Below are 10,688 nucleotides of genomic sequence, written 5' to 3' on the forward strand. Positions count from 1 at the left end.
GGCCCTCATCCTTAGTCGTACCCGTTCTGGAGGGTTTCTGTGCCTCATCCCCCACCTATTGCCCCCCCAACTCCCACTTTCCTGAGCGTCTCCGGCGTTCGCACCCGCTTCCTTGCCCTCGGTGATGGCCCGCCTCTTGTGCTGCTGCATGGTATCGGCCAGAGCTTGGAGGACTGGGATGAGGTGGTCGCGCTGCTGGCCGAGCGTCACCGTGTATACGCCCTCGACCTGATTGGTTTTGGTTTGACTGACAAGCCCGACGTTCCTTACTCGCTGGCTGGCCTTGCCCGGTTCGTCAAGCATTTCCTCGACGCTCTCGAAGAAACGCGCCCCGCCACCTTGATCGGCAATTCGCTGGGGGGCGCGGTGGCCCAGCAGTTCGCGGTGATGTACCCGGAGCGCACCGCCCGACTTATTTTGGTTAACAGCGCAGGATTCGGCGCGGAAGTCACCCCCTGGCTGCGCCTGCTGACCGTTCCCCGCCTCGGTGAGTGGCTGCTGCGTCCGCATCCCGTCAGCAGCGCCCGAGTCGTGCGTGCCATCTTCCACGATCCGGTCTTCGTAACACCAGAGCGCCTAAGACACGCCGCACTGGTGGCTGAGCAGCCCAACCGCAGCCGCGCCTATCTCAGCGTCGCCCGGCATCTCGGGACTTGGCGCGGCCTTCGGCCAGACTGGCGGGGCACCTTGATCGAGCAACTCGCAGCGCGGCAACTTCCCACCCTCATCGTCTGGGGTGAACACGACCAGATCCTTCCGGCCCACCATCTCCGCGCTGCCCAGAACGCCTATCCGCACGCCCGCACCCAGCTCTTCAAAAACACCGGGCACCTTCCGCAGGTCGAACGGGCCGAGGAATTCAGCACCCTCGTTCTTGGGTTCATCAAAGAACACAGCATTCAGGAGAACACCTCATGACCATCCACACAGACATCGCCATTCTCGGCGCGGGCTTTGCCGGACTGGGGATGGCGATCAGGCTAAAGCAGCGCGGCGTACAAGATTTTGTAGTGTTTGAGCGCGCCTCCGAAGTCGGCGGCACTTGGCGCGACAACACCTATCCGGGCTGTGCCTGCGACATCAAGAGCGACCTGTATTCATTCTCGTTTGCCCCGAATCCCGATTGGATGCACAAATACGCCCGTCAGCCGGAGATCCTCGCCTACCTGAAGGCTACCACCGACCGGTTTGGGGTGCGTCCCCATCTCCGCTTCGGACACGAGATGCAGCGGGCCGAGTGGGACGCGGGCGCGGCGCTGTGGCGCATTCAGACCAGCAGAGGAGACTACACCGCCCGTGTACTGATTTCTGGTCACGGCCCGCTGATTCAACCCAGATGGCCGCACATCCCTGGCTTAGGCGGCTTTCAGGGCCAGAAGTTCCACTCGGCCCGCTGGGATCACACTGTTGACCTGACCGGGAAACGGGTCGCGGTGATCGGTACGGGCGCGTCGGCCATTCAGTTCGTGCCCGAAGTGCAACAGGTGGCGGGGCAGCTCACGGTGTTCCAGCGCACCGCGCCCTGGGTGGTGCCGCGTATGGATCACGCGACCAGCGAGGGCCGACGGCACCTGTTCCGGCGCTACCCATTGCTGCAACGGCTCCAGCGTCAGTGGATTTTCGGCGTCGCGGAGGCACGCTTCCTCTCGTTTACCAACGAACAGTTTCGCAAGGCTGCCGAGTCTATAGGGCGCAAGCATCTGGAAGCGCAGGTCAGTGACCCAGCCCTGCGTGCCCGACTCGCGCCAACCTACCGCGTGGGCTGCAAGCGCATTCTGGTCAGCGACGACTACTATCCGGCCCTTACGCAGCCCAACGTGCAACTCGTCACCGAGGCCATCACCGAGGTACGCGGCAACCGCATCGTCACGAGGGATGGACAGGAACGCGAGTTCGACGTGCTGATCGGCGGCACGGGCTATGACGCCACCCATCCGCCCGTCGCAAATATCATCTTTGGTTCAGGGGGCCGTTCATTAATAGACGCCTGGACACCACACATGGAGGCCCTGCACGGCACCATGATCGCGGGCTTCCCCAACCTGTTCATGATCGTGGGGCCGAATACCGCGCTCGGGCACAACAGCATCGTGTACATCGCCGAGGCGCAGATCGGGTACATTCTGGACGCTCTGGCGTACATAGACGACTCTCACCTTGCTGCCCTCGAACCAACTGTCGAGGCGCAGGCGACCTACAACGCGGCCCTTCAGGAGAAGCTGAGCAAGTCGGTGTGGGTGCAGGGCGGCTGCACATCCTTTTACCTTGACGATACGGGCCGCAACAGCACCCTCTGGCCTGAACGTGCAGCCCGGTTCCGTATAGCGCTGCGACACTTCGACCCAGCGCTGTACTCCGGGCGGCTCAGCCCGAAGCGCCTGCCACCTCTGCTTTCCCAAGCAAGGATCGGAGCATGATTCTTCCGCCGTACACGTTTCGGGGTGGAGTTGCCGTGCTGACGGGCGCGGCCAGCGGCATCGGAAGAGCGTTGGCCTTGCAACTGGCTGGGCAAGGTAGCCACCTTGCCCTTATTGATCAGGACGAGGCGGGCCTGATCACGCTCGCCAGCGACCTAGAGCAGGTTCACCCCCAGTTGCGCGTCACTGCTCATCCCTTTGACCTGAGCCATACCGCCGAGATTCCGCAGCTGGCTGACGACGTGCTGCGCGCCCACCGCCGCGTAACGCTGCTGATCAACAACGCGGGCGTGGCGCTCGGTGGCACCTTCGAGCAGATCACGTTGGAGCAGTTCGAGTGGGTACAGAGCATCAACTTCCGTGCTCCTGTGGCGCTGGTCAAGGCCTTTCTGCCCGCCCTGAGCGCGGAGCTTCACCCGCAGATCGTGAATGTTTCCAGCTTGTATGGGCTGCTTGGCCCAGTGGGACAGAGTGCCTACGCGGCCAGTAAGTTCGCGATACGTGGTTTCTCCGAGGTGCTGCGACATGAATTGGCCTCACGCGGCATCGGCGTGACGGTGGTGCATCCGGGAGGGGTTCGGACGAACATCGCCAACAACGCCCGCACAGCGCCGGGGACGAGTGAAGCGGAGGCTGAGGCTGGAAAGCGGGCCATGAACCGGGTGCTGAGTCTCGACCCGGAGGTGGCCGCCGCCATCATCCTGCGAGCCGCCGAGCGCCGGACGCCGCGCGTGCTGGTCGGCACCGACGCAAAAGTGCTGGACGTGCTGGCACGGCTATTGCCCGGCACCTACTGGGGAATGGTGGGTTCGCTGATGGCTCGCCGCAGTGGGGTATAGAGCGAGACCAGCTCGGCAGACCGTCTAGGCGTCAGGCCCAAGGGGTACCCCCTGCCATCTCATTTTTCATGATGATATTGCGGGATATCCAATGCTGGTCGCAGGAATTTGATGGACGAGAGCAACTCCACCGCGAAGCGTGGATGCTGTTTCATCTTGTTCCACTCCTCCGGCGTGAGTTTGTCGGGCTTGAGGAGGATTGCGTCCGGCACGCCCATCTTACCGATGTCGTGCAGCAGGGCCCCGCGGCGCACATCGACCAGTTGCTCCGCAGGAAGGCCCAAGTGCTGGCACAGCCTCACCGTCAGTTCAGTCACGCGCCTCGAGTGGCCTTCTGTTTCATGGTCGCGCAGGTCCAGGGCCCGCGCCCAGCCCTCAATGGTTTCCTCATAGGCAAAACGTAACTCCAAGGTGGTGTGTTCAAGTGCCCGAAATAGGCCCGCATTGTCGACGGCAATGGCAGCCTGACTGATCAGCAGCTCAAAGAGCTCGAGCCAGACCGAAGACGGTTCAAACGGCTGCCGATGAAGCACTTCGAGCACGCCCAGCACCTTCCCGTTGGCGATGATCGGTGCCGCGTAATACGCCATCAGCTGGTGCTTGTTCAACATCTCGCGCCAGGGTGGAGACACCAGCACGTGCTGCAAGTCAGGGATACTGAGTGGCTGACGGGTCAGCGCGACCCGGCCAGACAACTCTTCCCCCAACCGGACGGTGAACCCCTGAAGTGCGGTGGTAAAGCCACGCGCGGCGGTGTACTCGAGTGTCAGGGTAGAGGCGTTGAGCAGCAGAACCCTTGCGGCGTCTGCACCCAACTGATGCCGGGCCCTGATCGCCAAGGTGCAGTTCCAGATGCCCAGAAAACGCGTGTTTCACGAAGCGCAACTCGTCTACAGCATTGTTGCGGTCGATGCTGCTGAAGTGCCTTCTGGCTGCCCTAAGCATCAAACGTGATGTTAATGTCTGTGGAGTCGGGGCCAGCCGGGTTAATTCCATTCCCAACCTGAAGGGCCTGCCAGCGCCGCCGCAGCTCACGATGCTCCGAGACGCTGTTCAGGAAGGTTTCGCGCCACTGCGGGTCGCTGATGTTCTCCGCGCGCCCCATCAGCTCGTGATGGCCGGCTTCCAGCGCCAGTCGCTCGGCCTGGTGGTCGCCCTGCGCGGCGAAGACGTCGGCGCAGCTCAGGTAGACGAGGGTGAGGGCCTCGATAGCGGCCCCCTGACTCTCCTGCAGGTACCGCCAGACCCCGGCGGCGCGGCGTCCGGCGTCCTCCAGCCGGCCGAGGGCCAGGTCGCAGCGGGCCAGTGCCGCGTCGGCCTCGGCCAGAAAGCCTGGAGATTCCAACTGTTCCACCAGCCTGTGCGCCTGGAGGTGATAGTCATGCGCTTCGGTTAGCCGGCCCGTGCGCTCGAGAATGAGCCCGAGGTACATCAGGCTGCCACTCAGCCCATAGCTGTCGCCGGTTCCATCCAGTTCAGCGAGGGAATCCCGTGCCGAGCGCTCCGCATCCTGGAACTCGCCCAGGTTGAGAAGTACAAGGGCGAGATTCTGCAGACCATAGCCTCGCCCACGCCGGTAGCCCGCGGCAGCGGCCAGCCGCAGGGACTCCTCGAGCGTGTCTCGGGCCTGCGCGTAGAGTCCCAGCATCGAGTAAGTCATTCCCAGATTACTCGCCGCCATCATTTCCTGAGCCCGCTCCCCGGCGAGCCGGGCCTCCTGAACGGCGAGCAGGCCCTGGTGTGCCGCCTGGACGGTATCCCCCGAGTCATTATAGAAGACCTGGGTAAAGATCAGAATCCGGGCGCGAACCGGGCTAGGGGCGACGTGCTCGAGCATCTCCAGTACCCGCTGCATGGCGCCGTGCGCTGCCCCGTCCCCCAGATGCAAAAGCGCAACCGCTTTGCGCGCCAGGGACTGGGCCTCCAGCGCGGCGTTGCCCGCATCGGCGGCGGCGGCGATAGCCTGGTCGAACAGGGGCAGTCCGTCCCGCTGCACTCCGCCATCGATGAGAACTTGCGTTCTGATCCCGTAGGCTTCGGCCAGCCAGGCTTTATCGCCGGAGGATTCAGCCAGCCTCACCATTAGGTTCAGGTTGACCTGCCGGGCGTCCGTGTCGCCCAGCAGCCGGAGTGCCGTCTCCTGTGCGAGCGTGATCTTCCAGCGAGTCTCGGCGTCTGCCGCGTCCGCAAGGGTCAGGGCGCGCTCCAGCAGGCGGCGGGCTTCGCGGGGGGCACCCTGCTGCACGGCGCGTTCCCCAGCTTGCAGGTAGTAGGGCGCGGCCCGCTGCGGCTCGCCCCCCAAGTCGAGGTGCCACGCGAGCTGGGGGCTGAGCTCCAAGGTGTCGGGGCCGCACAACTCCTCCAGCACCCCGCCGACCTCACCGTGCAGCAGCCGGCGCTCGGCCTGGCCCAGTTCGCTGTACAGGTACTTCTGGAACAGCGCATGGGTGAACCCGTAGGCCGACAGCCGGCTGCGCCCGGCCACGAGTTCGCCGCGCTCGCTTACCAGTCGGTGCTGCTTTTCCAACCCCTGAGAAAGTTCCCGTACCAGGGGGCGCAGGGGCCGTCCGGCGATCTTCGCCACCACCTCGGCGGTGAACGAGGTTCCCTCAACGCTGGCAATGTCGAGGAGCTCGCGCTCTCCCTGCACCAACCGTCCGATGCGCTCCTCGATCACGCCCTCCACACGGGCCGGCAGGGTACTCCAGTCGAGCTGGCCCGAGACCCAGCGGTCGTCCGCATCGCGGACGAGCTGCCCGCGTTCCTGCAGGGTGCGCAACAGTTCCACCGTGAACAGCGGGTGGCCTCCGGTATGCGTGTAGAGCTGCTGGCGAAAATCCGCGTCCAGCCGGTTGGGTTCCACGTCGAGCAGCTCGTTGACGAATGCCTGGCGCTCGGCCTCGCCGGTCTGCGACAGGTCGATGGTGACGTCGCCCGCGTAGCGCTTGATCTCGGCGAGCACCTTTTCCAGCGGGTGGCGCTCGCCGTCCCTGGCCATGGCGATCTCATCTGGGCGGTAGGTGCCCAGGATCAGCACAGGACTACTGGCCAAGCGGCGCGATAGGTGAAAGAGCAGCCCCACACTGGCCTCGTCGGCCCACTGTAAGTCGTCGAGGACGATGAGCAGGGGTTGCTCCTTGGCTATCGCCTCGATCACGTTGGCGTACTGTTCGAAGATGCGGCTCTGCTCGATGGCTCCGCTGTGTTCCTGGCGTTGGCCAAGCCGGTTCAGTTCGTCCAGCCACCCGGTGCTCTTGATCACGGTTCGGCCCACTCTGGCCACCAGTGAAGCTCCCGGCACGAAGGCACCCACTAGATCCGGACCCACCTCGACCAGCAGCTGCACCGAGCGGGCAAATATGGTGTTCAGCCGATTGTTCCCGGCATGCACGTCGCCTGCCTGCCGCGCCCCGGTTAAGGTCGAGAGCACTTCCCGAAACGGCAGGTAGGGGTCGCCGAACCGGCCCTGGGCGTTGCACTCGCCCACCGCCACCCGCAAGGTTTCATTGGTCACCTGGGTACGGGCCACAAAGGATTGCACGAGCGCCGTTTTTCCGCTGCCCGCCTCGCCGATCACAAAGGTCACCCCGCCCGCGCCCGTCAGGGCCTGATCTAGAAATCTCTGCAAGCGTTGTTGCTCTGCGCGGCGACCAATAAAAGCGGCTTCGTCCATGGGCTACAGGCTACACGCCGTAGGGACCTCCGCTGACTGCCCTAGGAAACGGAGTTGGATCAACTTGCAGACGGCGCAGTACTCGAGTATCTGTAACTATGTGCTACGCGTGTGCTACAGCGGCGCAATGTAGCGGTAAGCAGACAATCAAATCGGGACGGGATCAGAGCAGGACTTGCACCAGTACAGCGAATCCGGGATGAACTAAGCCGGAGCGGGATCAGTCCAACTCCCTTGGGGTGGTAGGGGTCGCAAGTTCAAATCTTGTCGCCTCGACCAGCAGAAGCCCGCTCTGATTTAGTTCAGGGCGGGCTTGTTTTGTTGGGTGTTTCCCGCCTAGACACAGCGCGTTTTCTGATCCCGCGCCGACTCTGGGCCACTTGGCCTTGTTGCCCAGGCAGAGACAGGCAACAAGCAGCGCGGCTGAGAACTCCGTTAAGGCAGCACCACACGCGGCGTCGGCGCAGGCCCCAGCGCACGCTTCTGCACTTCTCGCAGGGTCGCTTCTCCGTCGGTGTAGATGTCGTGCCGACGAAAGCTCATACTCAGGCTGTCGGCGTCGCGGCGCAGCAGTTGGGCAAAGTTGGGGTTTTGCTGGGTCGTAAGCTGCGGAAAGTCAATGATGACCACGGTTCCTTCCTCCTCGTTCTGAATCTCGGTGTGATTGGTCGTGTCCGTAGGCTGCATGTCGTTCTCGTCTTGTTCGGCCTCTGACTCCGAATCGGCCTGCTGCGAATCCAGTTGCCAGAGCAGGTTGTAGGTGCTGTAATCGCCGTGCGCGTAGCCTAGCCGGAGCAAGTGGGCCATTCCGTTCAGGCTCTGTTCCCAAGCGCTGCGGGCTTGCGTGGGCGTCAGTACCGCGTCGCTGAGGCGGGGGGCGGGGGCGTCTTCGGTGCCGATCAGGCGCATCAGCACGGCGGGCGTGGTTTTCTCGTAATCGAACGGGGACGGCCCCACCAGCGGTTCGGGCACACTCAGACCTGCATTCCACAACTTCCAGAGGTGCGCGTATTCCGCCGTCACCCAGCCCATTTGCAGCATCGCCAGCCCCTTGAGGCTGCGGCTCTGCATGGCTTTTCTGGCCCGTTCGTCCAGAATGGTCTGGCCTTCGCGGTAAATCGCGTCGTTCTTAAAACTGCGAGCTTCCAGTTCGCGGTACAACTTCACCAAAATGCTTCCGCGTGGGCCGCGTGCCACATACGCCGTCGCCTCTTTGCCACTTTTCAGCTCGGCCACAATTTCGGTGATGTGGCCCAAATCGGTCAGCCGCTTGATGATCTCGTCGGCTTCCCCCTCCGCACCTTTTTTGAGCGTAGCCAGCTTGCGGCGGCCCAGCGGTTTTTTGACCTTATGTTTCTCTTTGCGTTCCGGCCCCGTATCGAGGTCGTTCAGCTCGGTGTCTAGCCAGTCTTGGCCGCCGCGCTCGCTCATAGGCGGGCCTGCGGAATGCTAAGGGGTCGGTAGTGCTGTGTTCTCGGTGGTTGGTGCTGCAAAATCACTCCAGTGGGCAGGGGCGAGGGTTCCTTGGGCAGTGGTCAGGGAATTAAAGATGTTGTCGGTCATGTTTGCAGCACCTCCTTTCGGTGTAGCCCTACCGTAGCAGGTGCGGGGTGCCTCGGCCAAGACCACCCGGCAAGGTAAGCCATCACGCCTAGGTGCGAATGCTGTTTTGACCCTATTTGGTAGAGTCGATGGGCAGGCCGTGAACTGGAGAGAGGGTGGCCCCGGCATCACGCCTAAGCCACCCCCGCTGTTTGTCTCTTCCCAGTTCACGTTTCAGCGAATGGTTTTGCTCACCAGCGTATTCGTATAAAAGTCGGTGGCTTTGGCGGCGGCGGGCAGGTTGCCCTGCTTAATGAGTGCAGCTACGGCCTTCGTCCATGCGCTGGGATCGCTGGCCCCGATGCCGTTGATGCGGGTAAAGGCACCTGTCATCAGTGGGGTGCTGGCCTTCAAAATATCCAGTGTGCCGCCGCCTGCGCCGAAGGTGGGCTGAGCCAATTTGAAGGCGCGGGCGGGATCGGTGACCGTAAATTTCAGGCCGCGTTGGCTGGCCCGAACCACTTTGCGGGCCAAATCGGTCTTCAGGTTCTTGTCCAAGGTAATCAGGCCCGCCCCCACCATCGGGTAAGCGGCAGTCACATCGAGGGTGTACACGCGGGTTCCGGCGGCCCGCAACTGCACAACCTCGTTGTTCACGTACCCGGCGGCGGCGTCCACGCGCCCGGCCCGCACCGCTTCAAGCTGCGTAAAGCCGATGCTGGCAAGTTTTACGTCGCTGCCTTCTTTCAGTCCCGCGCTGTCCAGCAGGGCTTGTACGGCGTTGTAGGTACTGCCGAAGGGGCCGGGAAGGCCCAGCGTCTTGCCTTTCAGGTCGGCCACACTGTTCAGCGGCTTGGTGCTAAACACGGTGACTGGAATCTTTTGGTACATCGCCATGATGTACTTCACCGGAGCGCCCTGATTGCGGGCAAACACGGCGTCTTCGGGGTCGCCCACAATAAAGTCGAGCTTGCCTTGCAGCAGCAGGGGCATCAATTCCGAAACAAAGCCGTGCTGATACTTCACGTTCAGGCCTTCCGCCTTGAAGTAGCCCAGCGTATCGGCCACATAGAACGGCGTGAACTGCACGTTGGGAATGTAGCCGAGGCCGATATTGACGGTGCGGGACGCGGCCTGTGATGTGGCCTGCGATGTATTCTGGGCCGACGCCGATGCAGTGGCAAACAGGGCGAGAGTGGTCAGCACGGCTCGTTTCATGAAGCTGAGTATAAGACCGCTGGGTAATTCAACCCTGACGGAAGTCCCATATGTCACGTTTTCGCCTGTTGCCGCCCACCGGGGCATTGCTCTGTAGGAAATGTGACAGGCTCAGGTATGGATCTAGAGTCTTGGAAACCGGATGACAACGCTCGGCGGTTGGCGACGCTGATCGGGTCGTTTGGTGGTGTGTTCGCGTTTGTGGCGCTGTGGATGGGCCTGAGCCTGAATCCGTTCTTGGCCCTGTTGTGCGGCGTGGTGATCGGGTTGGTGCTGTTTGCGCTGCTGCGGCCCCTGCTGCGTGCCGTGTTCGGGCGCTGATTTCTTCACCTTCTGACCGTACTCATTCAACACAACAGCAAAGGGCCGCCCAACTGGTGTTAGACTACGGGGTACGATCCACGCTTTTTCGCGCACGAACAGCGCAGCAAAGGGCGCAGGAAAAAGGAGTATTCGCATGACCGACAGCAATGACCAGCGCATGGACGCCCCCACCGACGGGCAGAATCCGGCAGAGCAGCACGCAGAGAACACCAACGAGCAGCACACCGAAGCGCAGGCTGTGGCCGCGCAACCTATGGCAGAGGAAACCCCCGCAGAACTGCGCGACATCCTGCCCCAGTTGGAAGGCGAGCCAGACGAAGACCCCGTACTGGACGCACAGGAAGAAGAAGCCGAGCGCGGCCTGAGTGCCGAGGGCGACAGCGAAAGCGATGACGAAGAAGAGGGCGAAGACGAGTACATCGACGCCGATGATTTGCTGGCCTTGCTGGGCGAGTTGAAGGAACTGCTGGAAGCGCAGGGCAAAGAACTGCGTGGCCTGCGCCGTGAAGTGCGCGAAATGCGTGAAGGGCAGGGTGCCCAGACCACCGGATTCAAGCCCCGCGAAGACAAGCCCCGTGAGGAGCGTCCCCGCGAAGACCGGCCCCGTGAAGATCGCGGCGGCTATCAAGGCGGCGGAGATCGTGGCGGTCAAGGTGGCGGCGGCTTCCGTCCCCG

At 62.8% G+C, this 10,688-nt stretch carries 8 protein-coding genes and 1 pseudogene; 5 read left to right on the forward strand and 4 right to left on the reverse strand.

Going from position 1 to position 10,688, the window contains the following annotated elements; genetic code table 11:
- Nucleotides 1-39 precede the first annotated feature (39 nt).
- From E7T06_RS08885 to E7T06_RS08895, 3 genes are read left to right on the forward strand one after another with little or no spacing between them, the layout of a single operon-like run.
- Nucleotides 40-918 (forward strand): alpha/beta fold hydrolase, encoded by an 879-nt coding sequence (locus tag E7T06_RS08885; RefSeq protein ID WP_205750863.1) that lies wholly within the window; start codon nt 40-42, stop codon nt 916-918.
- The gene (locus tag E7T06_RS08890) at nt 915-2,417 is read left to right on the forward strand and encodes an NAD(P)/FAD-dependent oxidoreductase (protein ID WP_136365482.1); all 1,503 of its coding nucleotides are present in this window, start codon (nt 915-917) and stop codon (nt 2,415-2,417) included. Before E7T06_RS08885 ends, E7T06_RS08890 begins: the two co-directional genes overlap by 4 nt.
- Nucleotides 2,414-3,256 carry an SDR family NAD(P)-dependent oxidoreductase gene (locus tag E7T06_RS08895; RefSeq protein WP_136365483.1) on the forward strand — a complete coding sequence of 281 codons (843 nt, stop codon included), beginning with the start codon at nt 2,414-2,416 and terminating at the stop codon, nt 3,254-3,256. The genes E7T06_RS08890 and E7T06_RS08895 overlap by 4 nt, the downstream gene beginning before the upstream one ends.
- 59 nt (nt 3,257-3,315) lie before the next feature.
- Here the strand turns inward: E7T06_RS08895 and E7T06_RS08900 are convergent, their stop codons facing one another.
- The 4 genes from E7T06_RS08900 to E7T06_RS08920 form a co-directional block, all read right to left on the reverse strand.
- Nucleotides 3,316-4,095 carry an HD family phosphohydrolase gene (locus tag E7T06_RS08900; protein WP_136365484.1) on the reverse strand — a complete coding sequence of 260 codons (780 nt, stop codon included), beginning with the start codon at nt 4,093-4,095 and terminating at the stop codon, nt 3,316-3,318.
- Nucleotides 4,096-4,193: 98 nt separating this feature from the next.
- Nucleotides 4,194-6,929 carry an AAA family ATPase gene (locus E7T06_RS08910; protein WP_136365485.1) on the reverse strand — a complete coding sequence of 912 codons (2,736 nt, stop codon included), beginning with the start codon at nt 6,927-6,929 and terminating at the stop codon, nt 4,194-4,196.
- A gap of 435 nt (nt 6,930-7,364) precedes the next feature.
- On the reverse strand, nt 7,365-8,360 hold the full coding sequence (locus E7T06_RS08915) for an RIO1 family regulatory kinase/ATPase (RefSeq protein WP_136365486.1): 996 nt from the start codon (nt 8,358-8,360) through the stop codon (nt 7,365-7,367).
- A gap of 345 nt (nt 8,361-8,705) precedes the next feature.
- Nucleotides 8,706-9,689, reverse strand: coding sequence for an ABC transporter substrate-binding protein (locus E7T06_RS08920; protein WP_136365487.1), 984 nt, complete (start codon nt 9,687-9,689; stop codon nt 8,706-8,708).
- A gap of 117 nt (nt 9,690-9,806) precedes the next feature.
- On the opposite strand from E7T06_RS08920, the gene E7T06_RS08925 reads away from it, so the two are divergent.
- Nucleotides 9,807-10,010, forward strand: coding sequence for a hypothetical protein (locus E7T06_RS08925; protein ID WP_136365488.1), 204 nt, complete (start codon nt 9,807-9,809; stop codon nt 10,008-10,010).
- A 136-nt stretch (nt 10,011-10,146) separates the two neighbouring features.
- Nucleotides 10,147-10,688 (forward strand): annotated as a pseudogene (locus tag E7T06_RS08930) (hypothetical protein); the annotation flags it as partial.

Source organism: Deinococcus sp. Arct2-2, from assembly GCF_004801315.1.
Taxonomy (GTDB): Bacteria; Deinococcota; Deinococci; order Deinococcales; family Deinococcaceae; genus Deinococcus.